At 72.4% G+C, this 25317-nt stretch carries 29 protein-coding genes; 12 read left to right on the top strand and 17 right to left on the bottom strand.

The window, feature by feature from the left end:
* Window positions 1-26: 26 nt before the first annotated feature.
* Together DA075_RS05695 and DA075_RS05690 are read right to left on the bottom strand one after the other, a co-directional pair.
* The gene (locus tag DA075_RS05695; protein WP_099952398.1) at window positions 27-1079 is read right to left on the bottom strand and encodes an ABC transporter substrate-binding protein; all 1053 of its coding nucleotides are present in this window, start codon (window positions 1077-1079) and stop codon (window positions 27-29) included.
* Between the two features lie 198 nt (window positions 1080-1277).
* Complete coding sequence (locus tag DA075_RS05690) at window positions 1278-2246, bottom strand: beta-ribofuranosylaminobenzene 5'-phosphate synthase family protein (protein ID WP_099952397.1); 969 nt, start codon at window positions 2244-2246, stop codon at window positions 1278-1280.
* A gap of 253 nt (window positions 2247-2499) precedes the next feature.
* On the opposite strand from DA075_RS05690, the gene DA075_RS05685 reads away from it, so the two are divergent.
* The 4 genes from DA075_RS05685 to DA075_RS05670 are packed head-to-tail and all read left to right on the top strand — an operon-like array spanning window position 2500 to window position 7008.
* A complete protein-coding gene (locus DA075_RS05685) occupies window positions 2500-3660 on the top strand; it encodes a molybdopterin-binding domain-containing protein (RefSeq protein ID WP_174800062.1) in 1161 nt (386 codons plus the stop codon).
* A complete protein-coding gene (locus DA075_RS05680; protein WP_099952396.1) occupies window positions 3654-5294 on the top strand; it encodes a formylmethanofuran dehydrogenase subunit A in 1641 nt (546 codons plus the stop codon). Before DA075_RS05685 ends, DA075_RS05680 begins: the two co-directional genes overlap by 7 nt.
* The gene (gene fhcD / locus DA075_RS05675) at window positions 5282-6214 is read left to right on the top strand and encodes a formylmethanofuran--tetrahydromethanopterin N-formyltransferase (RefSeq protein WP_099952395.1); all 933 of its coding nucleotides are present in this window, start codon (window positions 5282-5284) and stop codon (window positions 6212-6214) included. The genes DA075_RS05680 and fhcD overlap by 13 nt, the downstream gene beginning before the upstream one ends.
* On the top strand, window positions 6211-7008 hold the full coding sequence (locus DA075_RS05670) for a formylmethanofuran dehydrogenase subunit C (RefSeq protein WP_099952394.1): 798 nt from the start codon (window positions 6211-6213) through the stop codon (window positions 7006-7008). Before fhcD ends, DA075_RS05670 begins: the two co-directional genes overlap by 4 nt.
* 134 nt (window positions 7009-7142) lie before the next feature.
* On the opposite strand, the gene DA075_RS05665 is transcribed toward DA075_RS05670, so the two are convergent.
* The 7 genes from DA075_RS05665 to DA075_RS05635 form a co-directional block, all read right to left on the bottom strand.
* Entirely contained in the window at window positions 7143-7751 is a 609-nt protein-coding gene (locus tag DA075_RS05665) for a hypothetical protein (protein ID WP_099956426.1), read from the bottom strand.
* Window positions 7752-7780: 29 nt separating this feature from the next.
* Entirely contained in the window at window positions 7781-8641 is an 861-nt protein-coding gene (locus DA075_RS05660; RefSeq protein ID WP_099952393.1) for an ABC transporter permease, read from the bottom strand.
* Window positions 8638-9387 (bottom strand): ABC transporter ATP-binding protein, encoded by a 750-nt coding sequence (locus DA075_RS05655; RefSeq protein WP_099952392.1) that lies wholly within the window; start codon window positions 9385-9387, stop codon window positions 8638-8640. The genes DA075_RS05660 and DA075_RS05655 overlap by 4 nt, the downstream gene beginning before the upstream one ends.
* Entirely contained in the window at window positions 9384-9623 is a 240-nt protein-coding gene (locus DA075_RS05650; protein ID WP_099952391.1) for a hypothetical protein, read from the bottom strand. The genes DA075_RS05655 and DA075_RS05650 overlap by 4 nt, the downstream gene beginning before the upstream one ends.
* Before the next feature lie 66 nt (window positions 9624-9689).
* Window positions 9690-10115, bottom strand: a complete 426-nt coding sequence (locus DA075_RS05645; RefSeq protein ID WP_099952390.1) for a cupredoxin domain-containing protein — start codon at window positions 10113-10115, stop codon at window positions 9690-9692.
* A gap of 92 nt (window positions 10116-10207) precedes the next feature.
* Window positions 10208-11191, bottom strand: a complete 984-nt coding sequence (locus tag DA075_RS05640; protein WP_099952389.1) for a YVTN family beta-propeller repeat protein — start codon at window positions 11189-11191, stop codon at window positions 10208-10210.
* A 102-nt stretch (window positions 11192-11293) separates the two neighbouring features.
* Window positions 11294-12535 carry an ABC transporter substrate-binding protein gene (locus DA075_RS05635; RefSeq protein WP_099952388.1) on the bottom strand — a complete coding sequence of 414 codons (1242 nt, stop codon included), beginning with the start codon at window positions 12533-12535 and terminating at the stop codon, window positions 11294-11296.
* 150 nt (window positions 12536-12685) lie between these two features.
* Between DA075_RS05635 and DA075_RS05630 the strand changes: the two genes are divergently transcribed.
* The 7 genes from DA075_RS05630 to DA075_RS05600 are packed head-to-tail and all read left to right on the top strand — an operon-like array spanning window position 12686 to window position 18024.
* Entirely contained in the window at window positions 12686-13213 is a 528-nt protein-coding gene (locus tag DA075_RS05630; RefSeq protein ID WP_099952387.1) for a DUF3280 domain-containing protein, read from the top strand.
* The gene (locus DA075_RS05625) at window positions 13210-13917 is read left to right on the top strand and encodes a (5-formylfuran-3-yl)methyl phosphate synthase (protein WP_420813151.1); all 708 of its coding nucleotides are present in this window, start codon (window positions 13210-13212) and stop codon (window positions 13915-13917) included. The genes DA075_RS05630 and DA075_RS05625 overlap by 4 nt, the downstream gene beginning before the upstream one ends.
* Before the next feature lie 26 nt (window positions 13918-13943).
* A complete protein-coding gene (locus tag DA075_RS05620; protein ID WP_099952385.1) occupies window positions 13944-14528 on the top strand; it encodes an amino acid kinase family protein in 585 nt (194 codons plus the stop codon).
* Window positions 14525-15916: a DUF6513 domain-containing protein gene (locus tag DA075_RS05615; protein ID WP_099952384.1), complete on the top strand. Its 1392-nt coding sequence runs from the start codon at window positions 14525-14527 to the stop codon at window positions 15914-15916. Before DA075_RS05620 ends, DA075_RS05615 begins: the two co-directional genes overlap by 4 nt.
* A gap of 4 nt (window positions 15917-15920) precedes the next feature.
* Window positions 15921-16514, top strand: coding sequence for a DUF447 domain-containing protein (locus DA075_RS05610; protein WP_099952383.1), 594 nt, complete (start codon window positions 15921-15923; stop codon window positions 16512-16514).
* A gap of 26 nt (window positions 16515-16540) precedes the next feature.
* The gene (locus DA075_RS05605; RefSeq protein WP_099952382.1) at window positions 16541-17077 is read left to right on the top strand and encodes an SRPBCC family protein; all 537 of its coding nucleotides are present in this window, start codon (window positions 16541-16543) and stop codon (window positions 17075-17077) included.
* Window positions 17074-18024 carry a YVTN family beta-propeller repeat protein gene (locus tag DA075_RS05600; RefSeq protein WP_099952381.1) on the top strand — a complete coding sequence of 317 codons (951 nt, stop codon included), beginning with the start codon at window positions 17074-17076 and terminating at the stop codon, window positions 18022-18024. The genes DA075_RS05605 and DA075_RS05600 overlap by 4 nt, the downstream gene beginning before the upstream one ends.
* 191 nt (window positions 18025-18215) lie before the next feature.
* Here DA075_RS05600 and DA075_RS05595 read toward each other — a convergent pair whose 3' ends face one another.
* From DA075_RS05595 to DA075_RS37370, 8 genes are all read right to left on the bottom strand, one after another.
* On the bottom strand, window positions 18216-18464 hold the full coding sequence (locus DA075_RS05595) for a BrnA antitoxin family protein (RefSeq protein ID WP_099952380.1): 249 nt from the start codon (window positions 18462-18464) through the stop codon (window positions 18216-18218).
* A gap of 1217 nt (window positions 18465-19681) precedes the next feature.
* Complete coding sequence (locus DA075_RS05580; protein ID WP_099952377.1) at window positions 19682-20170, bottom strand: hypothetical protein; 489 nt, start codon at window positions 20168-20170, stop codon at window positions 19682-19684.
* Between the two features lie 167 nt (window positions 20171-20337).
* A complete protein-coding gene (locus DA075_RS05575) occupies window positions 20338-21234 on the bottom strand; it encodes a type II secretion system minor pseudopilin (protein ID WP_232386215.1) in 897 nt (298 codons plus the stop codon).
* Window positions 21231-21854: a prepilin-type N-terminal cleavage/methylation domain-containing protein gene (locus DA075_RS05570; protein ID WP_099952375.1), complete on the bottom strand. Its 624-nt coding sequence runs from the start codon at window positions 21852-21854 to the stop codon at window positions 21231-21233. The genes DA075_RS05575 and DA075_RS05570 overlap by 4 nt, the downstream gene beginning before the upstream one ends.
* Window positions 21851-22276, bottom strand: a complete 426-nt coding sequence (locus DA075_RS35760) for a PulJ/GspJ family protein (protein ID WP_099952374.1) — start codon at window positions 22274-22276, stop codon at window positions 21851-21853. Before DA075_RS35760 ends, DA075_RS05570 begins: the two co-directional genes overlap by 4 nt.
* A complete protein-coding gene (locus DA075_RS05565) occupies window positions 22273-22722 on the bottom strand; it encodes a pilus assembly FimT family protein (RefSeq protein ID WP_099952373.1) in 450 nt (149 codons plus the stop codon). The genes DA075_RS35760 and DA075_RS05565 overlap by 4 nt, the downstream gene beginning before the upstream one ends.
* Window positions 22722-23201 carry a prepilin peptidase gene (locus tag DA075_RS05560; RefSeq protein WP_099952372.1) on the bottom strand — a complete coding sequence of 160 codons (480 nt, stop codon included), beginning with the start codon at window positions 23199-23201 and terminating at the stop codon, window positions 22722-22724. Before DA075_RS05560 ends, DA075_RS05565 begins: the two co-directional genes overlap by 1 nt.
* Window positions 23201-24331, bottom strand: a complete 1131-nt coding sequence (locus DA075_RS37370) for a hypothetical protein (protein ID WP_244936508.1) — start codon at window positions 24329-24331, stop codon at window positions 23201-23203. The genes DA075_RS05560 and DA075_RS37370 overlap by 1 nt, the downstream gene beginning before the upstream one ends.
* 213 nt (window positions 24332-24544) lie before the next feature.
* On the opposite strand from DA075_RS37370, the gene gspG reads away from it, so the two are divergent.
* Window positions 24545-25024: a type II secretion system major pseudopilin GspG gene (gene gspG, locus DA075_RS05550; RefSeq protein WP_099952371.1), complete on the top strand. Its 480-nt coding sequence runs from the start codon at window positions 24545-24547 to the stop codon at window positions 25022-25024.
* The last annotated feature ends 293 nt before the right edge of the window (window positions 25025-25317 follow it).

Genomic DNA, 25317 nt, shown 5'->3' with positions numbered 1-25317 from the left:
CGCGGCGCCCGGCCGTTGGACGGCGCTCAGGCGGCCTTCAGCTTCAGGCCCGCATAGAGGCTCTTGTTCTCGGCGATCACCGCCTCGAGCAGGCTCCAGTCGAAGGCGCCCTCGTCCGGAGCCTTCTTGACGTAGCCGAGCTCCTGCATCGAGGCGCCGCGCGCGATGATGAACTTCGTCTGGTCGCGCTGGTCGACCACGATCGGCTGCTTGGCGGAGGCGTCGACCGCCGCCTCCATGCTGGTCTTGTAGTACTTGCCGACCGTGTCCTTGAGAGCCGCGCTCTTGTCCGCCTCGGCCTGGGACTGGGCGACGAACAAGGCCTTGATCACCGCCTTCACGGCGGCCGGGTTGCTCTTGAGGAGCGGCGCCCGCACGGCGAGCACGCAATCCGAGTAGCCCTTGCCGTAGACATCGGTGCCGTTCGAGAGGACCTTGGCGCCCTTGCGGGCCATGACGCATTGCGAGGCGTAGGGCTCGATGTGGCAGATCGCGTCGAGGGCCCCGGCCATGAACGCCTGGGCGAGTTCCGGCGAAGTGTCGAGATACTTCACCTCGACATCGCGAAAGCTCATCCCGGCCTTCTTCAGGTAGTCGTAGGGCAGCACCTCGAGGGTGTCGGCCTGGAAGGTGCCGAAGGTCTTGCCCTTGAGGTCGGCCGCCGACTCGATGCCGTCGCGGGCCACGATGATGCAGCCCTCGACGCCGCCGCCCGCGACGATCCGCACCGGCGCGCCGGCATCGTACAGGGTCATGAAGTTCGAGTACGGGATCATCGACATGTCGACGAGCCCGGCCCCGAACATGGTGGTGATCTCGGTGTTCGAGGGCGTCACCACGAAGTCGAGATCGACGCCGTCCGCCTTGGTCAGCCCCCGTTCCTTGGCGAGGAACAGGCCCATGTTGCAGAAGCCGGAGCCGTGGGTGGCCTTCAGCGTGGTGCCCGCCGCCGCCGGACTCGGCGCCAGCAGGGCGGCGAGATGCGCCGGCAGGGCGATCGCCGCCGCGGCGCCGGCGCCCCGGCCGAGGAAGCCTCGGCGGGAGAGGTTACGGTAGAACGACCCGTCACGATCGCACATGGCTTACGTCCCGTCTCGAAGACGTGGACATCCGGTGAACGGCACTCTCACCGCGGCAATCGGCGAGACCCCCTGGCCATGCGGCGCATGGCCGGGCGGACCCTCAGCGGACACCCGACGATGGGCACGCCAACCCGACAAGAGCCCTGGCGGCTCTGCGCTGCGCGATGTTCAGAGCAAGTGCCGTGCCAGCAGCCGCTACGGCTCGCCGATCTCCGCCCCGCGATTGCGTCCGCGGGCGATGCGGGTGGTCAGGCCCGGGTGGCGGGCGCGCAAGGACGCGACCAGGGCCTCCGCCTCCGCCGCGTCGCGGGTGAGCGCGAAGCCGGTCGGCCCCCAGGAGCTCTGGCCGAAGCCGGCGATGCCGGCCGCCTCGACATCGGCGAGCGCCGCCGCCACCGCCGCGCTGGCGTAGCGCCCGCCCTGGTGGGGGGCGAAATAGTCGCCGATCCGGCGCTGGATCCCGGTGATCCCGGCACCGAACCGGCCTATGTCCTCCGTGACCACGGCCGGCAGCACCTGCATCAGCACCGTGCGGCAGATCTCGGCCGCCTCCGGCGCGGGGAAGCGCGGCAGCTCCCGGAAGGCGCGGCTTTCCTCGGCCCCGTGCACGCCTGTGCGGCCGGCATCGAGGATCAGCACCACCCGCCACGCCTCCGGGAAGGGCAGCCGCGCGATCACCGGCGGCGGCGCCTCGCTGTCGTCGCGGCCGCCATCGACGATCAGGCCGCCGGTGACGAAGGCGGCGAGCCCGACGCCGGAGCGGTTGCCGCGGTCGAGGACGTCCGCGAAGGCGGCGGGCGCGAAGGGCGCGCCGTGGAGCGCGGCGAGCGCCGCCGCGACCGAGAGGGCGAGCTGCGTGCCCGAGCCGAAGCCCGCATGGGCCGGGATCGCGTCCGCGAGGTGGAACTCCCCCGTCTCCGGCACGCCGAGATGGCGGGCCGCGAGGGACGCGTAGACGCGCACCCGCTCGCATTCGGCGGCGAGGCCGGGGGCGTCGGCTCCGGTGACCGTCAAGGCGTCGGCGCGGGCGGCGGTGAGGTCGATGCCGGGCGCGTCGAGACCGAGGCCGATGCTGCCGAAGCGCCGGCCGAGCCCGCCATGCAGGTCGAGGAAGCCGAAATGCAGCCGGGCCGGGGCGCGCACCCGCACCCTCGCCCGCGGCATTCCCATCTCGTGCGCCAAACCGGCCTCGCTTCCTGCCCCGATGCCCCGGCTCCCGCGGGGGCGGCGCCGTCCTCGAAGCCGGACTGTCCCACACCGCCCGTCGGCTGGGCAACTCGGGATCGGCGGATATGTGCCCGCCGGCCGGGCGCGAAGCCGGACTTTCGGGGGACTTGCCTGCCCGGGGGCCCGGATGCGACCGTCCCCGGAACACCGGCGAGCGGCCAGCAAGCGCGGCAAGGGTGAGCGAGGGCGGATGACGGCCTGGATCGATGGGCAGGCAGTGGCGCGGGACGAGGCGGTCGCGGCGGCTGCCGCGCTGCTGACGGGGGCGCGAAGCCCGGTCTTCGCCGGCCTCTGCGCCGAGGCGGCGTCCGTGCAGGCGGCGTTCGATCTCGCCCGCGCGATCGGCGCCTCGCTCGATCCCGCCGCGGGGTCCGCGCTCTACGCCGATCTCGGGGCCCTGGCCTCCGGCGGCGCCATGACCACCACCCCGGCCGAGGCGCGCGGGCGGGCCGATCTGGTTCTGGTGGTCGGCGCCGCACCCTGGACGTCCGAGATGGTGAGCGAGCTGGCGGCGGGCGGACCCGTGCGCGGCCGCGCCGCCGGGCGGTCCCGCACGCTCCTGGCCCTCGGGGGAGCCGGCGCCGGTGCCGTGCAGCCCGTCGCCTATCCGGCCGGCGAGGCCGGGGTCGCGGCGGCGATCGGCCTGCTGCGCGGCTTGGCCGGAGGCCGCATCGCCGGCCCCCATCCCCTCGCCGACCTCGTGGTGCGCCTGCGCGAGGCGCTCTACGGCGTCGTTCTGTACGATCCCGGCGAGATCGGCGCCCTCGGGGCCGAGATGCTGAACGGCCTCGTCAAGGATCTCAACGAGACCACCCGCTGCTTCGCCCTGCCGCTGGGCGATGCCTGCCAGGGCCGGGCCGTCGCCCAGGTCGCGGCCTGGAGCACCGGCCAGGGACCCCGGGTCGGCTTCGGCCGCGGCCGTCCCGAGCACGATCCCTGGCGCTTCGACGCCGAGCGCCAGGCCGCCGCCGGCGAGATCGATGCCGCGCTCTGGCTCGCCTCCCTGCCGGCCCCCCTGCCCGCCTGGACCCGCACGGTGCCGACCGTGGCGCTCCTCGGGGCGCCCAAGGGGGACGAGGCCCGGGTGGTGATCGGCGTCGGCGTGCCGGGCGAGGCCTTCGGTGCCGCCCTCTGGCACCCGCGCCGCGCCGCGATCGCGTGGCATGAGTCTCGGCATGAGTCTCGGCAAGATTCCGGGCAAGATTCCGGGCAAGGTCCCCGGCAGGATACTCGGCCGGATCCCGGTTCGCCGCAGCCGGGGCTGAGCCCTGCCGCCGCGATCCTCGCCGACCTCCAGGCCCGTCTCGCGGCTTCTCCTGCCTCTAACCCGGAGCGCTCCGCCTCATGCTGACCCGCATCGCCGGCGGCCGGGTGGTCGATCCGACCGCCGGGCGCGACGCCATCGGTGACCTCTGGATCGAGGACGGCCGCGTCGTCGCCCCCTCCGACCGCGCGCCCGACCGCATCATCGACGCCGCCGGTTGCGTCGTCATGGCGGGCGGCGTCGAGATCCATTCCCACATCGCCGGCGGCAACGTGGTGCTGGCGCGCCTGCTGCTGCCGGAGCTCGGCGTCTCCGAGCCCGATGCGCCGAACCCGCACGGCTCGGGCCGCGACGTCGGCCTGCTCTACGCCCGGATGGGCTACACCACCGCGGTCGAGCCGGCGATGCCGCCGGTCAACGCGCTCGCGACCCAGCTCGAACTCGCCGAGATCCCGCTCCTCGACCGGGGCGGCCTCTGCGTGATGGGCAACGACGACCAGCTGCTCGGGCTGCTGCGCGACCGCGAGAGCGCGGAGGCCGTGCGCGACCTCGTGGCGCTGAACGTCGCGGCCTCGCGGGCGCTCGGCGTCAAGGTCATCAATGCCGGCGGCGCCGACGCCTTCAAGGACGGGGCGGTCCGCTTCTCCCTCGACGACGAGGTGCCGGCCTATGGGCTCACCTCCCGCACCATCCTGAACGGGCTCCTCGACGCGGTCGAGGCGCTCGAGGTCCCCCACCCGCTCCATGTCCATTGCAGCAATCTCGGCCTGCCGGGGGCCGACGACAGCCTGATCGAGACCCTGGAGGCGGCGGAGGGCCGCCGCATCCACTTCGCCCACGCCCAGTTCTACGCCTACGCGGCGCTCGACAAGGACAACCCCCTCACCGGCGGCTTCGCCTCCGCCGCGCCGCGCATCGCCGAGGCCCTGGCCCGCCACCCCAACGCCACCCTCGATATCGGCCAGGTGGTGTTCGGCCAGACCGCGACGATCTCGCTCGACATCCTGCGCCAGTTCTCCGGCCGCAAGGCGGCGAGCCCGAAGAAGTGGCTCGTCCATGCGGGCGATGCCGAGGGCGGCGGCATCGTGCCGTTCCGCTATCGCGACCGCGGCCCGACCTCCTCGCTGCAATTCGCCATCGGGCTCGAGCTCATGCTGCTCTCGCCGGATCCGGAGCGCACCATCCTGACCACCGACCACCCCAATGGCGGGCCGTTCACCGCCTATCCGCGCATCCTCCACCTGCTGATGGACAAGGAGGAGCGCGACCGGGAGGTCGCCGCCCATCCCAAGGTCGCGGCGGAACGCTCCGGCCTCGCCGCGATCGAGCGCGAATATACCCTCACCGAGGTGGCGCAGCTCACCCGCTCGGGCCCGGCGAAGCTGCTCGGCCTCACCGATCGCGGCCATCTGCGCCCCGGGGCACGGGCCGACATCGCGGTCTATCGCGATCAGCCGGACCGGACCGCGATGTTTTCCCGCGCCCACCGGGTGCTCAAGGACGGCGCGGTGATCGTCGAGGACGGCGAGGTCGTGTCCTGGACCCGCGGCCGCACGCTGCAACTCGGCCTCGAGGCCGATGCCGGCATGGCGCGGCGGACCGACGCCTATCTCCAGGGCCGCTTCGGCGCCGGGCTGTCGAGCTTCTCGGTGCCGGACGCGGCCTTCCCCGGGCGTGAGGTTTTCGAGCAAGTGTCAAAGGCATCGGCATGCCGGACCTGATTCTCCACGGCATCCGGGTCGAGGACACCTTCGCGGAGGCCTTCGACATGGCGGCCACCGCCCTGGTCCTCACCGCCGAGACGCCCGAATGGGCGATGATCGCCGCCACCACCATGACGGGCTTCGCCACCTCGGTGATCGGCTGCGGCGCCGAGGCCGGCATCGACGCGGTGCTCTCCCCGGGCGAGACCCCCGACGGGCGCCCGGGCGTGCGCGTGCTGCTGTTCGGCTTCGATGCCGGCGGCCTCAAGGACCAGCTCCTGCGCCGGGTCGGGCAATGCGTGCTCACCTCGCCGGGCAGCGCGGTCTTCGCCGGCATCCCCTGGGACGACCCGGAGCGCGGCAAGGCGCTCAAGCTCGGCGGCGCGATCCGCTATTTCGGCGACGGCTTCGCGACGGCGAAGCGCGTCGGGGGCCGGCGCTACTGGCGCACGCCGGTGATGGACGGCGAGTTCCTGTGCGAACACTCGGTGCCGACGGTCAACGGCGCGGTCGGCGGCGGCAACCTGCTGTTTCTCGGCCGGCGCTTCGCCGACACCCTGCGGGTGGCCGAGATCGCGGTCGCGGCGGCCCGCATCGTGCCGGACGTGATCCTGCCCTTCCCGGGCGGCGTGGTGCGCTCCGGCTCCAAGGTCGGGGCGCGCACCAAGGGCATGATGGCCTCGACCAACGACGCCTATTGCCCGACCCTGAAGGGCCGGGCCGGCTCGGCCCTGCCGCCGGAGGTCGACGTGGTGCTGGAAATCGTCATCGACGGGCTCTCGGCGGGCGCGGTCTCGGCCGCCATGCACGCGGCTCTCCACGCCTCGACCCGGGTCGGGGCCGATCTCGGCCTCGTCGCGGTCACGGCGGGCAATTACGGCGGCAATCTCGGCCGCCATCACTTCCACCTCCGGGACCTGCTCGGAGAGGCCGCATGAGCACCCTCACCTTGCGTGCGGCGCCGCCGGAGCGCCTGGACCTCGCCGGGATCACCCCCGCCGCCCTCGCCGGCCTGTCGGAGGCGGACGCCGCCCGCTTATCCGTCGGCACCAGCCGCCGCGGCCTCACCCTCGGCGACTGCTTCGCAATCACCCTCGACGGCTCGGACGAGCTGAGGATCCTCGGCGCCACAGACCGTCTCGACCGCGTCGGTGCCGGCCTCGCCGCCGGGCGGATCGTGGTCGAGGGCGATGTCGGCCAGCGACTCGGCGCCGGCATGACGGGGGGCAGCCTCACGGTGTCGGGCTCCGCCGGACCCTTCGCCGGCACGGCGGCCACGGGCGGCACGATCCGCATCGCGGGCGACGCCGCCGGGAGCGCCGGCGGTGCGGTCCACGGTGCGGCGTGCGGGCTCGACGGCGCGACCCTGGTGATCGGGGGAGCCGCGGGAGACCGCCTCGGCGACCGGATGCGCGCCGGGCTGATCGTGGCGAAACGCGCCGGGGCCCATGTGGGTGCCCGGATGATCGCCGGCACGATCGTGGCCGACGAGATCGGCGACCATCCCGGCTACGGCATGCGCCGCGGCACCCTGGTCACCGCCCGCCACGGCGCCCTGCTGCCGACCTTCGTGGAGACCGGGCGGCATGATCTCGTGGTGCTGCGCCTGCTGGCGAAATCGCTCGAGGCCCTGGCGCCGGAGGCGGCGGCGCTCCTGCGGGGCCCCCAGCGCCGGTATTCGGGCGACCTCGCGACCCTGGGCAAGGGGGAGCTGTTCGCGCCGGCGGGGTGAGCGCGCGGGGCGGCTTCCGCACCCTCCGGCGATGCTGCCAGAAGCACGTCATCCCGGGACCGCGAAAGCGGAACCGGGGATGACGTGCAGCTGGCATGAGCGCTGGCGAGATTGAGCCTCTCGGAGAACCGCGCCTACAACCGCTCCTGGATCTTCCTCGCGATCGCCCCCAGCCGCTGCTCCAGCAGGGTCGGCACCTCGCAGACATAGGTCAGCGACTGGCTGCGCTCCTGGAAGATGCGCTTGTCCCAGGCGAAGCGGGTCTCCAGCTCGGCCAGTTCCTTGGTGTCGGGCACGTCCGGCGCGGTCTTCACCTCGCTGATCTTCCCGGCCTCGTCGCGGATGCGCTCGGCCATCACGCGCTGGCCGCGGGCGTAGCGGCCGATGCCGGACACCACCTTGTCGCGCTCGCCGTTCAGCACCTCGAAGACGCCCGCGAAGACCCGGGTCAGGCGGGTGTCCTTCTCGGCCTTGTCGAGCTTGGACACGAAGCCGTCGAGGAGGCCATCGACCTCCTCCAGCGGCAGCCGGCGCGACGCGATTTTTTGGGCGAGCAGGGCCGCCTCGGTGTCGTTGCCCCACTCGGTCAGGGCCTGGCTCGGGTCGGGCCCGGTCCAGACCGCGCCAGGGCCCAGCGTCGAGACCTTGCGCTGGGCGCAGGGCCAGTCGGGATCGGGCCTCGGTTGGGCGAGAGCCGGGGCGCCGCCGAGGATCAGGAGCGTGGCGAGGACGGAGCGGAGCATCACGGACATCTTCTCTTCATGAAGGGCGGTCAGCCCGCCTCCCCGGCCGGGCCGCCGCGCCGGGCGAGCAGCCCGCGGCCGGGATCGTAGGCGGCGACCGCCATGACGAAGAACGCGAGCCCGGTCCCGACCACGACCGCGCAGGAGACCGGGTTGAAGGCGCCGTAGAGGGCGAAGCGCACCAGCTCGACCGCGTGGGTGAAGGGATTGACCTGGCAGATCCAGTACAGCGTCGCGCTCGATTCGTTGACCCGCCAGAGCGGGTAGAGCGCCGAGGAGGCGAAGAACATCGGGAAGATCACGAAGTTCATCACGCTGGCGAAGTTCTCGAGCTGGCGCACGAGCGACGACAGGAACAGCCCGATCGCGCCGAGCATCAGCCCCGAGGCCAGGAAGGCCGGCAGGGCGACGAGGTAGCCGGTCCACGGGATGTCGGTCTCGAAGAAGCTCGCGATGGCGAGGAAGACGTAGGCCTGGATCAGCGACACGATCACGCCGGCGATCAGCTTGGCGAAGAGCAGGCTCCAGCGCGGATAGGGGCTGGTGAGCAGCACCCGCATCGAGCCGACCTCGCGGTCGTAGACCATCGACAGCGAGGATTGCATGCCGTTGAACAACTGGATCATCACCGCCAACCCCGGCACGACATAGACCTCGTAGAGGACGTAGGTCTCGTAGGGCGGCGTGATCGACAGGCCGAGGGTGTTGCGAAACCCGGCGGCGAAGATGAACAGCCAGACCAGCGGCCGCACCAGGGCGGAGAAGAACCGCTCCTTCTGGTTGAAGAAGCGCAACAGCTCCCGCCGCACGATGCCGGTGAGGGCGATGAGGTAGCCGCCGGCATCGAGCCGGCCGCGCACGGGGGTGGTGAGGGCCGTCCCCGCGCTCATGCCACTCTCCTCGGATTCTCGGGTCCCCGCTCGGCGGTCATCTGGCGGAACGCGGTCTCGAGGGAGCCGGTCGGCTCGCTCAAGGTCCCGGCGAGGCCGCGGGCGACGATGCGGCCGCGATGCAGCACCACGACCCGGTCGTCCGGCTCGATCTCGTCGAAGATGTGCGTGGCCCAGAGCACCGACAGCCCCTCCTCCCGCACCAGGGCGCGGACGATGGCGACGATGTCGGCGCGGGAGTCGAGGTCGAGGCCGACGGTGGGCTCGTCGAGGAGCAGGAGGTCGGGCGCGTGGATCAGCGCCCGGGCGATCTCGATCCGCCGCGACTGGCCGCCCGACAGGGTGCGGATCTTGTCGTCGCGGCGCTCGGACAGTCCGATGCGGGTGAGCAGGGCCTCGATCCGCGCCAGCGCCGCCTTGCGGGGGATGCCGTGGAGGGCGGCATGGTAGAGCAGGTTCTGGCGCACCGTCAGGTCGGTGTCGAGGGTGCGGGCCTGGAACACCACGCCGAGGCGGGCGAGCGCCCGCGACGGCTCGCGGTTCAGGTCGTGCCCGAGCAGCGCGACGCGGCCGGCCTGGCTGGCATAGAGCCGCGTCACCACCGAGAACAGGGTGGTCTTGCCCGCCCCGTTCGGTCCGAGCAGAGCCACGAACGCGCTCCGCGGCACCTCGAACGACACGTCGTCCAGCGCCGTGCGGGCGCCGAAGCGGTGGCTCACCCCCTCGACCGCCAGGGCCGCGCTCATCGGCCGAGCGCCTTTCGGGCATCGCGCACCGCGTCGAGGCACTCGTCGTATTCCCGCTCGCCGAGTTCCCGCTCGGCGATTCGCAATTCCTTCCTGAGGGTCTTGGCCACCGGCTCGGACGGAGACTTCGCCAGCTCGGCCTTGATCGTCGCGATGCCGTCCCGGCAGGCGGCCGCGTCGTCGGCGCGGGCGGGCAACGCCGTCAGCAGGAGCAGGGCGGCCAGGGCAAGGCGCATCCGGGGTTTCCTCATCTCGTCGTTGCGGCCGATGTAGGCCGGGTTGCTGCAACCCGCAAATCCCTGTCACTTCACGATGAAGCGCCCGGTCATGCCCCGGCTCTCCAGCCCCTGCACCGACCACGGGAACTCGCCGGCCCGCACGGTCACGAACTCCACCGCGATCGTGCCCTGATCGTCGAATTCGAGGTGGTGCGGCGCTCCGGCCATGTGCACCTCGAGGTGATTGATGACGATCTGGTTCATCCACACGCCACGGAAGAACTCGCTGGCGAAGAACTTGTACTCCTTCTGCCCCTTGGCGGTGATCCTCAGCCGGTAGGACTTGCCGGCCTCCATCTCGATGTCCTTCACCGGCACGGCGTAGTCGTTGTCCTCGGCGCCCAGCACCAGGTCGGGCAGGTCGGTGCGGCCCTTGGTGAGGTCGCCGGCGGTGGCGTGGGTGGTGAGGAGGCTGGCGGTCAGGGCGGCGGCAGTGAGAAGGGCGCGCATGGGCTATCCGGGTGGGAGGTCGAGCTCTCTCCTCTCTCCCGCATGGGAGAGGGGATCCCGCGCCACACTCGTCTTGAGGCGCGGTGCTGAAATCACTGCGGCGAGACCGCGACACCCCAGGGCAACAGCCCGACCGGGATGCTCTTCGTCACCTTCAAGGCCTCGACGTCGATCACCGAGACGTCGTTCGAGGTGCCGTTGGTGGTGAAGAGCATCTTCTGGTCCGGCGTGAAGGCGAGCTGCCACACGCGCTGGCCGACCGGCAGGTATTTCTGGACCTCGTAGGTCCTGGCATCGACCACCGCGACCCGGTTGGCGGGGCCCAGAGCCACGAAGGCCTTCGCCCCGTCCCTGGTCAGGCGGACGCCGACCGGCTGGATCTGCTCGTCGGTGACGCCCGGAATCTTGAAAGTGATCTTCTTCACCACCTTGCGGGTCTCGACGTCGATCACCGAGACGGTGCCGCCGACCTCGGCCGAGACCCACAGCCACTTCCCGTCCTGGCTGAACTCGGCGAAGCGGGGACGGGCATCGACCAGCACGTTGTCGATCACCTGGAAGGTCTTGGTGTCGATGAAGTGAGCCATGTTGGTGGTCTCGGAGGTGTTGACCAGGATCGACCCGTCCGGGCTCAACCCCATCCCCTCCGGCTCGACGCCGACCGGCACCTCGGCCACCACCTTGTTCTTCTCGATGTCGAGCACCGTGACCTGGCTGTCGTCCTCGTTGGCGACGTAGACCGGGTTGCCGGAAGGGTGCGCGATGAACTGCTCCGGGTCCGGCCCGGACCGCAGGGAGCGCACGACCTTGCCGGTCTTGGTGTCGAGCACGTCGATGCGGTCGTCGTCGCTGGCGCAGACGTAGAGCAGGCTCCCGTCCTTCCCCACCGTGATCCCCCGCGGCCGCCGCCCGACCGGCCAGGTCGCCGTGACCTTCAGGCTGTCGACGTCGATGACGCTGACGGAGTTGCCCTTCTCGTTTGTGACGTAGACGGTGGTGGCGTGCGCGGGCGCGACGGCGAGGAGGGCGGCCGCGACGATCGCGTACTGCGTCAGCCTGATCCGGTGACGGCTCATGGGTCCTCCCTTCCGGCCGCGCTCTTTGAACCCGCGGTCCGCCTCTGGATGCTCTTACCTCGCCCGCCGCGACGCCGCGGGCGAGACCGACTTATGGCCGGGTCACGACTTCGCCAGCCGGCACTGCGTCTCCGGCAGATCGATCCCCAGCGTATCGAGCGGCGTGCGCTGGTGCAGGTAGCCCTGCTCCGGCGCCACCGCCACCAGGGCCTGGGGCTGCACCAGGAGCAGCGGCTGGCGCAGCTGGTGATCCCAGGGGCGGAAGCTCAAGGCGACGCCCTTGTAGCCCGGCAGGCTGAAACCCGGATCGGCGATGGCGGCGGCGAGCGCCGCCGGGTCGGTGGTCTTCTTCTGGAACGCGGCCTCGCCCACCGCGCGCACCGAGGCCCAGACCTGGTAATCGAGGGGGCGCATCAGCCGGCCGGCGAGGCGGCGGAAGCGGTTCTGGGCCTGGGCGGCCCCCCAGACCTCGAGCGTCGGGTGCCAGGTGGTGGGGATCAGCCCCTGCGTGCCGACGACGGGCCGCGGATCGACGGTGTGGAACGGCACGTAATCGCCGAAATCGCCGGCCTCGTCCGCCACCACGGCGACGTCGTAGTCGAGGCCGCGGGTGAAGACGAGGGCCTCGGCGCGGGTCGGGGTGTCGCCGCGGGCGCGGGCCAGCGGCCCGAAGGTCCAGGGACGCTCGGCACTGATCTGCAAACCGAATTTCTTCGCCGAGCGCTTCATCGCCTCGGCCCACAATTTGTCGCCGTCCTGCGGGCCGGTGATCAGGAAGAGCTTGCGCCAGCGCATGAAGGCCAGGAACTGCGCGAGCGCGTCGGTCTGCATCGCCCGGCTCGGGGCAACGTGGAAGATGTCGGCCCGGCAATCGGCGCCGCGCAGGCGGTCGTCGGGGGCGGCCGCGTTGAACAGGACGACGCCCGCGCCCTTCAGCGCGTCGGCCACCGCCAGCACCTCGTCGGCGGGGAGCGCCAGCACGATGAAGCGCAGGCCCTTCTCGACGAGGCCGCGGGCGGCGTCGACCGGGCTCTGCGGCGGCGCCTCGCCGGGGGCGGCGGCCTTGAGCGCCACCGCGTCGAGGGCGTAGCTCTGGCGCACGAAGCGGCCGGTGGTGGTGTTGTCCTGGATCGCCAGCTTGGCGCCCGACAGCCCCTCGTCCTCGGGCGCGGCCTGGGCGTCGTAGGAGGACGGCGCCGGGGCCGGCCGGTAGATCAGGCCGATGCGGATCTCGGCCGTCTGCGCCGCCGGGGGCGGCGGGCTCGGCGCCTGCGCGACGGCCGGCGGTCCCGCCAGGGCGGCGAGCAGACCGAGGGTGACGGTGGCCTTACGGAACTGTGCCATGCGGGCGGCACGCTACCAGGGTTTCTCCCGCGGCCTCAACGCCTCTTCGATGAGGATTCCCTAAGACGGCCGGCCCTCCCCCGAAAGTCCGAACACGGTTCCCCGGCGACCGCGTTGCGCGTCCCCGCGCCGCCATGCGAGGGTCGGGCGATGCTGTCGCTTCGCGCCCTCCCCGCCCTCGCGGCCCTGCTCGCCGGCCTGCCGGCCGCCGCCGCGCCGAGTTCGGCAGAGGTGTCGAGCCCGGCGGCGGTGTTCGGGATCGAGCTGGCGGAGCCCGGCACGATCGGGCCGCGGCCGGTGAAGCCGGAGGATGCGCGGCGCCTGGGGCTTGCCAGCGACACCCTGCGCCGCGAGGTGGCGGGCCGCGGGCTCGTGCCCGTGGATCTCGCCTCGCAGGCCGCCGCGATCCGGCGCGACGCGCCGTTCTACAAATGCGAGGGCTGCGCGGAAAAGATCGCCCAGGCGGCGGGGGCGGCCTACGTCGTCTACGGCTACGTCCAGCGCAGTGCCCCGCAGGTCCTCAACCTCACCATCACCATCACGGAGGCCGGCAGCGGCAAGGTGCTGCGCGGCGGCCAGGTGGTGATCCAGGGCGACACCGACGAGACGTGGCTCCACGGCGTGCGCTCGCTGGTGAAGAACCGCCTCTTCGCCGAGCCGCTGCCGAACCGGTCCTGATCCCCGTGCCCGATATCTCCCCGTCCCGTGTCCGCCTCCTCGTCAGCGTGCGCGATGCCGCCGAGGCGGCGCTCGCCCGCGTTCACGGCGCCGGCCTGATCGACGCCAAGGATCCCGACCGCGGCGCCCTCGGGGCGCTGCCCCCTGAGACCGTGCGGGCGATCGTGGCGGCCTCGGGCGACCGGCTGACCAGCGCGGTGGCGGGCGAGCCGCATGACGGCCAGGAGGCCTCCGCCTGCCTGGCGGCGCTCGCCGGGACGGGCGTGCGCTACCTCAAGATCGCCTGGGCGCCGGGCCGCGCGGCGGCGGGCCTGATGCTGCCCGCCGGCATCCCGGTGATCGCGGTGCTGTTCGCCGAGGACGGACCTGAGGGCGCCGACGTGCCGGCGCTCGCCGCCGCCGGCTTCTCAGGGGCTATGATCGATACGAAGGGCAAGGACGGGCGGCGGCTCACCGATCACCTGCCCCTGCCGCGTCTCGCGTCCTTCGCGGCCTCGTGCCGGGCGCACGGCCTGCTCTCGGGCCTCGCCGGCTCGCTCTCCCTCGACGACATCCCGGACCTGGCCGCGCTCGGGCCGGGCTATCTCGGCTTCCGCGGCGGGTTGTGCGCGCAAGCAGACCGGAAAGGCGGCCTCGACCCGGTGCGGATCGCCGAGGCGGCGCGGCGTCTCGCCGCGGTCGTGCCCCGCTCCGAGGCGGCGTAGGTGTGTCCACGCACGGGACACGGACCATGAGCCACGGACTCAGCGTCGTGAAGGTCGGCGGCAGCCTCGTGGCCGATCGGGCTCGGCTGCGCCGGCTGCTCGGCGCCCTCGCGGACGGGCCGGTGGTGATCGTGCCGGGCGGCGGCGCCCTGGCCGATGCGGTGCGGGCGACGCAAGCCGCCCTCGGCTTCCCGGATTCCCTCGCCCATCGGCTCGCCCTCGATGCCATGGCGGGCATGGGGCGGATCTTCGCGGCCCTGGAGCCGCGCCTCGCGGTGACGGAGGATCCCGGCGACGCCCTCGCCGCCGGCCGCGTGCCGGTCTGGGATCCGTCGGCGCTCAAAGGAGGCCATCCGGAGATCCCGGAGAGCTGGGACGTCACCTCGGACAGCCTGGCGCTCTGGCTCGCCACCCGCCTCGGCGCGGCGACCTGCCTGCTGGTGAAATCCGCCGATCCGGCGCCCGGGGCCGGCCCGGCGGAGCTCGCCCGCACCGGCCTGGTCGATGCCGCCTTCCCGGGTTTCGCGGCCCGCTTCCCCGGCCGGATCGTGCTACGGGGGCCCGCCGGCGACCGGCTGGGCCGCGCGGCGGTTCCGGAGTGCGCCGCGTGAGGGAGCACCTCGTCTTCGTCACCGGGCGCCTCGCCAAGGCGCGGCTGGAGAAGATCGCGGCCGCTCTGCCGCCGGAGCGCTTCGCCTGGACCATCGCCGATGCCGGCGTGAAGGTCGCGGCGCTGATGACGGAAGAGATCATCCGCCGCAGGGTCACCGTGCCGGAGGGGGCGACGCGGATCATCCTGCCCGGGCGCTGCCGGGCCGACCCCGCGGCGCTTGCGGCGCATTTCGGCCTGCCGGTGGAGCGCGGGCCGGACGAGATCGTCGACCTGCCGGTCTTCCTCGGGCTGGCCGGACGAAACGTCGACCTGTCGCGCCACGAGGTGCGGATCTTCTCCGAGATCGTCGACGCCTCGCGGCTCACGCCCGACGAGATCCTGATCCGCGCCAAGGACCTCGCCCGGCGCGGAGCCGACGTGATCGACCTCGGCGGGCTGCCGGACACGCCCTTCCCGCATCTCGCCGACACCGTGCGGCTGCTGAAATCGGAAGGGTTGCGGGTCAGCGTCGATTCGTTCTCGCGCGACGAGCTGCGCCAGGGCGCGGCGGCCGGGGCCGATTTCCTGCTCAGCCTCAACGAGGACAGTCTCGACCTCGCCTTCGAGACGGATGCGGTGCCGGTGCTGGTGCCTCTGCGCCCCGACGACCTGCCCTCCCTCGACCGGGCGATCGACCGGATGCAGCGGGCGGGCCGCCCCTTCATCGCCGACCCGATCCTCGAGCCGATCCATTTCGGCTTCGCCGCCTCCCTGGTGCGCTATCACGAGACCCGGCGCCGCCACCCGGACATCGCCATGATGATGGGCACCGGCAACCTGACCGAGCTCACCGAGGCCGACAGCCTCGGGGTGACGGCGCTCCTGATGGGCGTGTGCTCGGAACTGTCGATCGGCAACGTGCTGATCGTGCAGGTCTCGAACCACACCCGCCGCACCGTCGAGGAGCACGACGCCGCCCGCCGGGTGATGTACGCCGCGAAGGCCGACGCCGCCCTGCCCAAGGGCTACGGCCGCGCGCTGCTCAGCGTGCACGACAAGCGCCCCTACACCCAGACGCCCGAGGAGATCGCCAGTCTGGCCGCCGAGGTGCGCGACCCCAATTACCGCGTGGCTTTGGCCGAGGACGGGGTCCACATCTACAACCGCGACATCCACAAGGTGGGGCGCGACGCGATGGCGTTCTTCCCCGATCTCGGCGTCGAGGGCGACGGGGCCCACGCCTTCTATCTCGGCGGCGAATTGACCAAGGCCGAGCTGGCCTGGCGGCTCGGCAAGCGCTACGTGCAGGACGAGGCCTTGGACTGGGGCTGCGCCCTGGACGGGGAGGTGGAGGACACCACCCGCTTCAAGGCCCCGGGCCATACGCGCCAGAGCGGGAAACCTTAGACCCGTGCCGCTGATCCGCGAGACCATCGTGACCACGGCCTCCGCCGACGGGGCGCTGCACCTGGTGCCGTTCGGGCTGATCCAGGAGGGCAAGGACTTTTGGGTCGCGCCGTTCCGGCCCTCGCCGACCATCGCCAACCTGGAAGCCGTGCCGTTCTTCGCCGCCGCGGCGCCCGCCGACATCCGGGTGATCGCCGGCTGCGTCACCGGCCGGCGCGACTGGGCGACCGTGCCGTGCCGCACCATCCCGGTGCCGCGGCTGGCCGAGGCCTACGGCCACATGGAATTGCAGGTGGTGGAGGTGCGCGACGATCCCGTCCGGCCGCGCTTCCGCGGCCGGGTGGTGCATGAGGCGGCGCACCGGCCCTTCCTCGGCCACAACCGGGCGGTCAATGCGGTGCTGGAGGCGGCGATCCTGTCGACGCGCCTCCACATGCTGGACCCCGAGACCGTGCTGGCCGAATTGCGCCACCACCGCATCGCCGTCGAGAAGACGGCCGGGCCCGCCGAGCGCGAGGCCTGGAACTGGATCGCCGCGAAGGTCGCGGCCGCCCTGCCGCAGGCGGCCGCCGCGTCCCTCGCGGTCGACGACGCGTGAGACGTCACGTTGAGAGGAGACACCCGATGAAGCGCATCCTCGCGGCCGCCCTCGTCGCCGCCTTCGCGGCGGCGCCCGTAGAGGCCCACGGCCCGACCCGCAAGAAGGTCGAGGAGAAGGTCACGATCAACGCCGCGCCCGACAAGGTCTGGGCCGTGGTCGGCAACTTCCAGGACATGAGCTGGCTGCCGCCGGTCGAGAAGACCGAGGGCAAGGGCGGCAACGAGGTGAAGGCCACCCGCACCCTTACCCTGACGGGCGGCGCCACCGTCGACGAGGAACTCTACAAGTATTCGGCCGAGCAGAAGAGCCTGTCGTACCGGATCAACAAGGTCGACGTGAAGGTGCTGCCGGTCAACAACTACTCCTCCACGATCAAGGTCGAGCCGGCCGAGGGCGGCAAGGCGTCGGAGGTGGTGTGGGACGGCGCGTTCTACCGCGGCTACATGAACAACGATCCGCCGCCCGAGCTGAGCGACGAGGCGGCGATCAAGGCGGTCAAGGAGCTCTATCGCGGCGGCCTCGACAACCTGAAGGCGAAGATCGAGAAGGGCAACTCGTGAGGGGGGCCCGGCGTCTCGCCGGGCTCTGCCTGCTCGTCGGGGCCGGTGTCCTGCCGGCCCCCTCGCGGGCAGTGGAGGCCTTCCTCACCGCGCAGAATTCCGACACGGTCGACGTGGTCGATCTCGACGGCATGAAGGTGGTGGCGGCGATCCCGGTGCCCGGCGCGCCGGCCGGGATCGCCCTGTCGCCGGACCGGGCTCGGGTCTACGTCACCGCCCCGGAGGGCAAGGCGCTGGTGGTGATCGACGCCGCGTCGCGGCGGATCGACCGCACGGTGCCGCTCGGCGGCGGGCCCCTCGGGGTCGGGGTGAACCCGGTGAGCGGCGCGGTCTACGTCGCCGACTGGTATGCCAAGCGGCTGTGGGAGGTCGATCCGAAGAGCCTCGCGGTCGCGGCCGAGATCCCGGTCGGCACCTCGCCGTCGGGCATCGCGGTGACGCCGGAGGGCAAATTCCTGCTGGCGGCGGACCGGGACGACGACGCCCTCTCCCTCGTCGACACCGCGACGCGGCAGCGGGTCGCGGTGATCCCGGTCGGCACGCGGCCGTTCGGGGTGACGATCGACGCCGAGGGCAAGCGGGCGTACGCCGCAAATGTCGGCTCGAACGACGTCTCGGTCGTCGACATCGCGGCGCGCCGGGAGGTCGGCCGGGTCAAGGTCGGCGAGCGGCCCTACGCGGTGGCGCTTGCCCAGGGCCGCGCCTTCGTCACCGATCAGTATGGCGGCACGGTCAGCACCTTCGACACCGCCACCCTGGCGCCGGGTCCCCGGCTCGAGGTCGGCGAGTACCCCGAGGGCATCCAGGCGAGCCCGGACGGCCGGTCCGTCTACGTGGCGAACTGGGAATCGAACACCCTCACGGTGATCGATGCCGCATCCCTGCGCGTGACCGGGACGGTGAAGACCTCGGACGGGCCGCGGGCCTTCGGGCAGTTCCTGCGCTGAGCCGGGGCGGGGCGACCCGCTCGCGGATCGGCACGGAGGGATAGTTCGACGCGAACGGGTTGGTCACCAGCCCGCTCCCGGCCCACGCCGGCGCGGCGAGCATCAGCAGGAGAGAAGCGAGCCTCAGCCGCATCAGAGCCAAGTCAACGGAACCAACTGGATCGGAGCCAACTGGATCGGAACCAAGTGGATCAGAGCCCTGCGGCCTTGCGCAGGGCGGCGTTGATGCGCTCCTGCCAGCCCGGCCCATTCTCCTGGAAGTGGTCGAGCACGTCGCGGTCGAGGCGCAGGGACACGGTCTCGCGCGCACCGGGGACGACGGGCTTTGCGGCGGGCTTCTCGGGCGCGGGGCCTTCCGGAACTTTACGGGTCACGGCTCGGAACGCGGCCTCGGCGGTCTGCCGGGGATCGCTGCCGCGGCGGGAACGGTCGAATGACATGGGTGTCCTCCTGGGGACGGCCCTACCATGGTTCCGGGCGATCTCGAAACGACCGGCTCCCAGAACGACGAAGGCCCGCCGGCGCACCGACGAGCCTTAAGGGGGCAGGGTCCACGTTTCAGGGTGCAGGTGGTGTGTCACGGCACGATTTACGATGGCCGTCTCGGCCCCGTACCGTATTCAGCCCGCCCTGAAGCCACTATCCCTGTCGATCGGAGTCCGGTGGAGTGTCCTGATCATCGGCATCGGTACGTGTCGCGTGAGGGCTGCAACCTTGAGATCTCATGGCCACCTCCTCGAGTTCGTCTCGACGAAGACTATGCTGCCCCTCCTGCGAGGGATGGTCAAGATGGATTCGTAGCCGACTGCACTCGATCTGCGCTGTGGAATAAAAACTTAACGGCAGATCATGCCATCGCGCTTTCGCATCGACACGTCGATGCGAAAGCGTCCGGCGCATCAGCGCCGGCGCCCACTCGGGCTGAGCCAGCGCCTTCGAACGAGTGCGTTCGAAGGCGCGGCGGTATCAGAATGCTGTCGTGTGCCTCGGCGTCGGGTCCCGGTCGCGCGGCGATGGGTGGGACGGCGTCCGGCAAGTCGGGCGCCGCCGCCGCAGTCGAGTGCGGCAGTCGAGTGCGAAGGTACAGAAGTCCCGCTTCTCCCGAAGCCTGTTCGATCGGCTCCCGCGGATTCCACAGCCTTCCGGTCCTTCCGGGCTCCGCTGCGCGGCCCCGAAAGGACCCGGTGGACGTCAACTCTGCGGGAGACGATCCAACACGCTCTCAGCGGGTCCGGTCGAGGCACGAGCCGAGTGCCGCAGTCCCAAAATCAACGAAGGCCCGCCGGCGCACCGACGAGCCTTAAGGGGCAGGGTCCACGTTTCAGGGTGCGGGTGGTGTGTCACGGCACGATTTGCGATGGCCGTCTCGGCCCCGTACCGTATTCAGCCCGCCCTGAAGCCACTATCCCTGTCGATAATAGTCCGGTGGAGTTTCCTGATCACCGGCATCGGTATGTGTCGCGTGAGGGCTGCAACCTTGAGATCTCATGGTGGCCTCCTCGAGTTCGACTCGACGAGGACTATGCTGCCCCTCCGCGCAGGGGCGGTCAAGAGGGATTTGTAGCCGACTTTTTTGAACTGCTGCGCTGGAACAAAACCTAAGGAGAGGTTAAGCGCGCGCAGCCGAGCCGTCGCATCCTGCCCTCCGCGCCGGGCGTCACGCGACGTGCAGGATGGCGTCCTTCATCACCCGGGCGACGACGTCGCAGTTCAGGGCGCTCGCGGCGCAGTGGGTGACCTGCCGGTCGAAATGGTCGTGGTCGAGGCGCGGGTCGCAGGCGCTGGCCAGGAAGTAGCCGGAATCCGTGATGCTCATCACGTAGACGTCGGAGGCCTGGCCGGTATGCCGGTTGATCAGCATGAACTGGGTGTAGGCCTGCTCGAAATCGGGCCGGCCGCGCAACGAGGGCCCGCGCTCGATCAGCACCCCGTGGGGCTCGAGCTGGCTGGCCGCCGCCTCCAGCACCTCGGCGGCGATGTCGCGCAGGAGCGCCACGCGCTGCGCGTCCTCGGCGGAGAGCGGCGCCTCGCCCGGCGGTTCCGGCCTCGCGGCGGCTTCGCGGCGCCGGCGCTGCTCCTCGAAGAAGCTCCCGAAATCCGACAGCACCACGTCCGGGCACCGGGGAACCGTCCTGGCCTCCGTCATCGCACCGTGCTCCCGTCTCCGAGGTCGACCCGCAACGCATCCCAAGCGTAACTCACGCCGGCGCCCGGTAGATCCTGCGCGATCATGGACGACGCGACGGTCGTCTCGGCGGGTTCCTCTCCGGGACGCCGCTGCGGACCTTCGCGGAGGCCGCCCGCGCCGCGCGGTCAGGGATCGACGGCGAGCGCCGTCGCCACCTGCGCGCAGGCGGGATGGACGGTGCCGCCGCCGAGATCCGGCGCGACGGTCTGCTGCCAGACGAGGAAGCCGCCGCCGCCGAGATTGACGATCGCCGAGCGCCCGGCCCTGGCGCGGCCCTCCTCGACCACGACCGAGAGGCGAAATACCTGCCGCGGCGACGGGACCGGGCCGGCGGAGCCCGGCAGCGAGCGGATCGCGGAGGGGTTCGCCCGCCGCACCAGGGCGGCGAGGTCGAAGCGGCCGGTCTCGTTGTAGATCGTCAGCACCAGCCGCAGCCGCGCCGCGATGGCGGGCGTCATCGAGGGCAGGCGGTCGATCTCGTCGATGCTGGCGAAGGGCGCGTTGCGCGGTCCCCAGGGCAGGCCGTGGGCGCGGTATTGCGGCAGCTCCGCGCCGCCGCCCGGCTCCGGCGTGTCGTCCGGGTCGCGGTAATCGACGATCTCGGCGGAGAGGGTCAGCGCGTCCCGGTCCGGCACGCCGAGGAGCCGGAACGCCTCCTCCATCGCCGGGCGCGGCGTGGTGTTGAGGTCGATCAGGGTGCCCTGGTCCTGGAGCGACAGGAACGCCGTGCGCCCCGGCGCCAGCGGGCAGGCGGTGACGGTGCCGTCCTGCGGCAGGCCGGTGCCGGGCCGGCGATAGGTCCGCCCCAATTCGAGCTCGTAGGCGATCAGGCGGGCGATTCCGTCCGCCGCGCCCTGGAGCCGCACCGCCTCGGCCCGGGCCTGGGCGAGGCCTGTGGCGGAGCGGACCTGCAGGATCGCCGCCGCCAGGACCGCGCCGACGACGATGAAGATCGCCAGCACCGACAGGAGCACGAAGCCGGCCTCGCCCTGGTCGGACGGACCCGTGGCCGGGGCGCTCACGGGCCGGCGTCGAGGGCGATCAGGAGGGGGGGCCATCGGCGGCTGTCCGCGGGAGGAAAGGCGACCTGGATCTCGACGAGGAGCGGCGGCCGGTCGGGCCGCGACCAGTCCGGCAGCCAGCGCGGCTGGGCGCCGTCGGCGGGGGCGCCGTAATAGCGCAGCCCGAGGCCGGCGATCCGCCCGAGGATCGCCTCGCTGCGCGCCGCCATCGGCTGCCCCGGCAGCGTCTCCGCCTCGCTGCGGCTCTCCACGAGGTCGACGGTGCCGCCTCCGCGGAGGGCTTGGCTCGGGACCTGCGCCAGCGTCACGGCGACCTCGGTCGGGCGTTCGAGGGTCTGGTCCGGGGCGAGCGCCGCGACGAGCCCGTCCGGCCCGCCGCGCAGGGTCGGACGGCGGCCGTCGGGGCGGCGCTGGGCCAGGCTGCCGAGGGTGCGCCGCAGGTGGTCGCGGACCGACTGCACCTCCTCCGCCCCCGCCGCCCGGGCCGCGGCGGCGGATGCGCCGCCGGCGATCCGCACGGCATTGAGCAGCAGCACCCCGATCAGCCCCGCCAGCGCGAGGCAGACCAGGGTCTCGACCAGGGTGAACCCCGCCTGCCGCGCGGCGGCCTCCCGGCTCACGGCTGCTTCTCCGGGATCAGCGTCGCGTAGATCGGCACCGCCGAGGATCCGGTGACCCGGATCTGCCAGAGCGGCGGCACGCGGCCGAGACGCAAGGCCGGGCGCAGGTCGGTGATGGCGAGGGTCCAGGGCGTGCCGTCCGAGAACGCCCCCCGGACGAGGCCCGGCTGGAGCGGCCCCGCGGCGAGGCGGCGCAGGACGATGCCCTCCGCCTCGTCGGCGGCGACGCGGCTCGCCTCGATGCGCCGGACCGCGGCGGCGGCCGTGCCGGCGATCTGGAACGCCATGACGGTCGCGGCGGCGGCGATGCCGAACGCCACCAGCACCTCGACGGTGGTGAAGCCCGCCTCGTCATGCGGGCCGGCGCCCCGCAGCCTTCGCCGCAGCCGCGCCCCGATCGCCGCCATCATCGTCGCCGTCATGGTCCGTCCTCCCGGCGTACCCGGCCGGTGACCGCGCTGATCGACAGGGCCCGGCGCGTCCCGCCCCCGGCGAGCAGGATCCGCCCGCCTGTGGAGCTGCCGTCGGGCAGGAGCCGCACCTCGCCCGGCACCGGCCGGCCGATCGGGCCCGGCTCGACCGCGACCGCGAGCGTGCCGACCGGGATCGGCCGCGCCCCCGGGCGGGAGCTGGTGAACCATCGCGCGTGCGGCTCAAAGGCGAGGCGCCCGGCCCGGCCGGAACGGATCGCCTCGGCCCGCAAGCGGCCGATCTCCGCCGCGACGGTCTCGGAAACGAGCAGGGTGCGCCGGTCGAGGGCGCCGGGGCCGAGGGACTGGAACGCGACCCCGGCGGCGAGCCCCAAGATCGCCATCGTCACCAGCATCTCGACGAGGGTGAATCCCGCCTGTCCTCCGTTCCCGCCCATCAGCCGGCGGGCCCGATCAGCAGGGCGGCGTGGAGGCCGAACGCCAGGAACGGCCCGAACGGCAGGGCGGTCTCGCGCCCGATCGCCCGTCCGGCAAGGGCGAGGAGCCCGATGATCGCCAGCGCCGACAGGCTGGCCGCCAGGATCAGCACCGGCAGGCCGGCGAGCCCCGTCCAGGCGGAGGCGGCGGCGATGAACTTCACGTCGCCGAGGCCGAGCCCGATGCGGCCGCTCGCCCGGGCGTGGAGGGCGCGCAAGGTCCAGAACAGCCCGTAGGCGAGGCCGGCCTGCGCGAGGCCGAGCCCGATCCCCGAAGCCCCGTCCCGCCAGCCCGCGACGGCGAGGCCGAGGAGGAGGAGCGCGAGGTTGAGCGCGTCCGGGATGATGCGGCGGCGCAGGTCGATCCAGCTCGCCGGCAGCGTCAGCGGCAGCGGCAGCAGGGCGGGCAACACCGCGCCGGCAAGGAGGGCGGCGGACATCAGGCGCGCCCGGGGGGGCGGGGCCGGGGCGTCACCGGCGTGAGGGCGAGGATCCGGTCCGCGGGGATCCGCGCCGGGGCGGCCGGGCTGCGGCTCGCCGGCTCCGCGGCGACGGGCCCGCCGGGAGATGCCGTGGGCAGGGCAAGGGGCATCGCGCAATCGGCAGGCGCCGCCGCGGGCTCGCGCGGGAGGGCCGCAGGCTCGCTCGTCGGCATCGCGGGCTCGGCCAGGACGTCCACCGGCGCGGTCGTGGGCGCAGGGTCCGGCGCCCAGGCCCGGGCCGGCGCCGAGGCCCGGGCCGGCGCCGAGGCCAGCTCCTCCGGCGGGGAGGTCCGCCCCCGCAGGAACGCTTCTCCCTGCGGGGATCTGGCGACCTGGCGCAACATCCATTCGCGCAGGTGCAGCCAGTAGAAATAGGCCGCCAGCGAAGCCGCCATGACGCCGGCGACCCACAGGGCCAGCAGCAGGCCGGCGGGCACGCGGCCGTTCAGCTCGCGCATCAGCCCGAGGGCGAAGGCGGTGTACCAGGACACGCCCGAGACCGCGCCGGAGACCAGGAAGATGCCGGTGCGCACGCCCGACACGCCGTCGAGCATCGGCCGGCCGATGTCGCGCAGCACGCCCGGCAGCACGACGGCGTGGATCACGAGGCCGTTGATGGTGAGCGCCAGCACCACCACGATCTTGGCCCAGAGCTTCGGGTTGTCGAACTTCTCCGGCGATTCCAGCGCGTAGACGGCAAGGAAGCCGAGCCCCGAGAGCCAGAGCAGGCCGAGGCCGACCGTGACGACCTTGCTGACGAAGAGGAAGATGCGGGCGATTTCGCCGGGCAGGCTGCCCCAGCGCATCCAGCGCAGGATCCAGAAGTCGAGCATCGTGGCGCCGCCGAGGCCGAAGGACAGGCCGAGGAGGTGCAGGGCGACGAGGAGCGTCAGCACGCGGATCGGCGGGAACGGCGCTGGCGCCGGCACCATCAGCGGCTCGGCGGCGAGCGCACCCCCGTCGAGGACGAGGAGGCACGCGAGCGAGAGCCCTGCGACCGCAAGTCCCCCGACCGCAAGCCCCGCGCTCCGTTGGCCGCGCCCGCGGCGTCCACCCGCGCGGGCCGAGTGTCCGGCTGAGCGGTTCATGCGTCTCCCCTGCCCTTTCCCGAGAAAAGCCCCGCCCCAAAGAATCCCTGCCCCAACGCCTCGCGGTCACGAGCGCGGATCCTGACCGGAATTGGATAACAAATCCCGACTCGCGCGGGTCTCCGCCCCTTCGTCAGCCTCGGCAGTGAGGGCTTCTTTACGAAGAGACGGCACCTTGTCGCGCCGATTGTCCATTCATCCCGAGACCGCACGATGCTGATCACGACCGAACCGGATCGCGGGGAGCCGCAGGAGACCCGGCGCGAGACCCGAACCGAGGACCGGCGAGGAGGTCAGGCCGGCTTCTCCCTGGTCGAGCTGCTCGTCGTCCTGGCGATCATCGGCATGATCGCCACCATGGTGACGCCGCAGGTGCTGGGTTATCTCGGCCGCGCCAAAGGTGAGACGGCGCGCATCCAGGTCAAGAACATCGCCCAGGCGGTCGAGCTCTACTACCTCGACCTCGGCGCCTACCCGACGTCGCAGCAGGGCCTGCAGGCCCTGGTGCAGCCGACCGGCCCGGGCTGGCGCGGCCCCTATGTGCGCGACGCCCGCGGCCTCACCGATCCGTGGGGCCACGCCTATCTGTACCGCTCCCCGGGTGCCGCCGGCACCCCGTTCGAGGTCTACAGCCTCGGCGCCGACGGCAAGGCCGGCGGCAGCGGCGACCAGGCCGACGTCGCGAGCAACTGACGGCATCTCCGCGCGACCGCCGGACGATCGTGGGGCCGGCCCGGTCGCCCGACGGTCGCGCAGGCCGTGTGGGACAATAATCCGGCATCTCGAGGCAGTCGATTGGTCATGTCCGACAGTCCGGTGCCGGCCCGGCCCGGTGCCGCCCGGTCTCCGTTGCGATCTGGCGGCCCGGTTCTCGGCGGATCATCCTGGCTGACGTGGTGCCGGGCTGCCGACCGGGCGCAACATCGCTCCGGCATGCTGCACGCGGAGGCGGCCTATCCGTTGGGCGGCCATTGCCGGAAACCGGC

Source organism: Methylobacterium currus (assembly GCF_003058325.1).
In the GTDB taxonomy this organism is placed as follows: domain Bacteria; phylum Pseudomonadota; class Alphaproteobacteria; order Rhizobiales; family Beijerinckiaceae; genus Methylobacterium; species Methylobacterium currus.
This window is presented reverse-complemented; position numbering and strand designations above follow the sequence as displayed.

What these genes read in the sequence shown, in the direction of transcription:
- DA075_RS05630 (WP_099952387.1), top strand. Translation starts at nt 12,686, where the DNA reads ATGCTGTCGCTTCGCGCCCTCCCCGCCCTCGCGGCCCTGCTCGCCGGC.
- DA075_RS05660 (WP_099952393.1), bottom strand. Translation starts at nt 8,641, where the DNA reads ATGAGCGCGGGGACGGCCCTCACCACCCCCGTGCGCGGCCGGCTCGAT.
- DA075_RS05665 (WP_099956426.1), bottom strand. Translation starts at nt 7,751, where the DNA reads ATGCTCCGCTCCGTCCTCGCCACGCTCCTGATCCTCGGCGGCGCCCCG.
- DA075_RS05565 (WP_099952373.1), bottom strand. Translation starts at nt 22,722, where the DNA reads ATGGGCGGGAACGGAGGACAGGCGGGATTCACCCTCGTCGAGATGCTG.
- DA075_RS05690 (WP_099952397.1), bottom strand. Translation starts at nt 2,246, where the DNA reads ATGCCGCGGGCGAGGGTGCGGGTGCGCGCCCCGGCCCGGCTGCATTTC.
- gspG (WP_099952371.1), top strand. Translation starts at nt 24,545, where the DNA reads ATGCTGATCACGACCGAACCGGATCGCGGGGAGCCGCAGGAGACCCGG.
- DA075_RS35760 (WP_099952374.1), bottom strand. Translation starts at nt 22,276, where the DNA reads ATGACGGCGACGATGATGGCGGCGATCGGGGCGCGGCTGCGGCGAAGG.
- fhcD (WP_099952395.1), top strand. Translation starts at nt 5,282, where the DNA reads ATGCCGGACCTGATTCTCCACGGCATCCGGGTCGAGGACACCTTCGCG.
- DA075_RS05655 (WP_099952392.1), bottom strand. Translation starts at nt 9,387, where the DNA reads ATGAGCGCGGCCCTGGCGGTCGAGGGGGTGAGCCACCGCTTCGGCGCC.
- DA075_RS05650 (WP_099952391.1), bottom strand. Translation starts at nt 9,623, where the DNA reads ATGCGCCTTGCCCTGGCCGCCCTGCTCCTGCTGACGGCGTTGCCCGCC.
- DA075_RS05685 (WP_174800062.1), top strand. Translation starts at nt 2,500, where the DNA reads ATGACGGCCTGGATCGATGGGCAGGCAGTGGCGCGGGACGAGGCGGTC.
- DA075_RS05560 (WP_099952372.1), bottom strand. Translation starts at nt 23,201, where the DNA reads ATGTCCGCCGCCCTCCTTGCCGGCGCGGTGTTGCCCGCCCTGCTGCCG.
- DA075_RS05640 (WP_099952389.1), bottom strand. Translation starts at nt 11,191, where the DNA reads ATGAGCCGTCACCGGATCAGGCTGACGCAGTACGCGATCGTCGCGGCC.
- DA075_RS05645 (WP_099952390.1), bottom strand. Translation starts at nt 10,115, where the DNA reads ATGCGCGCCCTTCTCACTGCCGCCGCCCTGACCGCCAGCCTCCTCACC.
- DA075_RS05635 (WP_099952388.1), bottom strand. Translation starts at nt 12,535, where the DNA reads ATGGCACAGTTCCGTAAGGCCACCGTCACCCTCGGTCTGCTCGCCGCC.
- DA075_RS05605 (WP_099952382.1), top strand. Translation starts at nt 16,541, where the DNA reads ATGAAGCGCATCCTCGCGGCCGCCCTCGTCGCCGCCTTCGCGGCGGCG.
- DA075_RS05595 (WP_099952380.1), bottom strand. Translation starts at nt 18,464, where the DNA reads ATGTCATTCGACCGTTCCCGCCGCGGCAGCGATCCCCGGCAGACCGCC.
- DA075_RS05695 (WP_099952398.1), bottom strand. Translation starts at nt 1,079, where the DNA reads ATGTGCGATCGTGACGGGTCGTTCTACCGTAACCTCTCCCGCCGAGGC.
- DA075_RS37370 (WP_244936508.1), bottom strand. Translation starts at nt 24,331, where the DNA reads ATGAACCGCTCAGCCGGACACTCGGCCCGCGCGGGTGGACGCCGCGGG.
- DA075_RS05580 (WP_099952377.1), bottom strand. Translation starts at nt 20,170, where the DNA reads ATGACGGAGGCCAGGACGGTTCCCCGGTGCCCGGACGTGGTGCTGTCG.
- DA075_RS05620 (WP_099952385.1), top strand. Translation starts at nt 13,944, where the DNA reads ATGAGCCACGGACTCAGCGTCGTGAAGGTCGGCGGCAGCCTCGTGGCC.
- DA075_RS05680 (WP_099952396.1), top strand. Translation starts at nt 3,654, where the DNA reads ATGCTGACCCGCATCGCCGGCGGCCGGGTGGTCGATCCGACCGCCGGG.
- DA075_RS05670 (WP_099952394.1), top strand. Translation starts at nt 6,211, where the DNA reads ATGAGCACCCTCACCTTGCGTGCGGCGCCGCCGGAGCGCCTGGACCTC.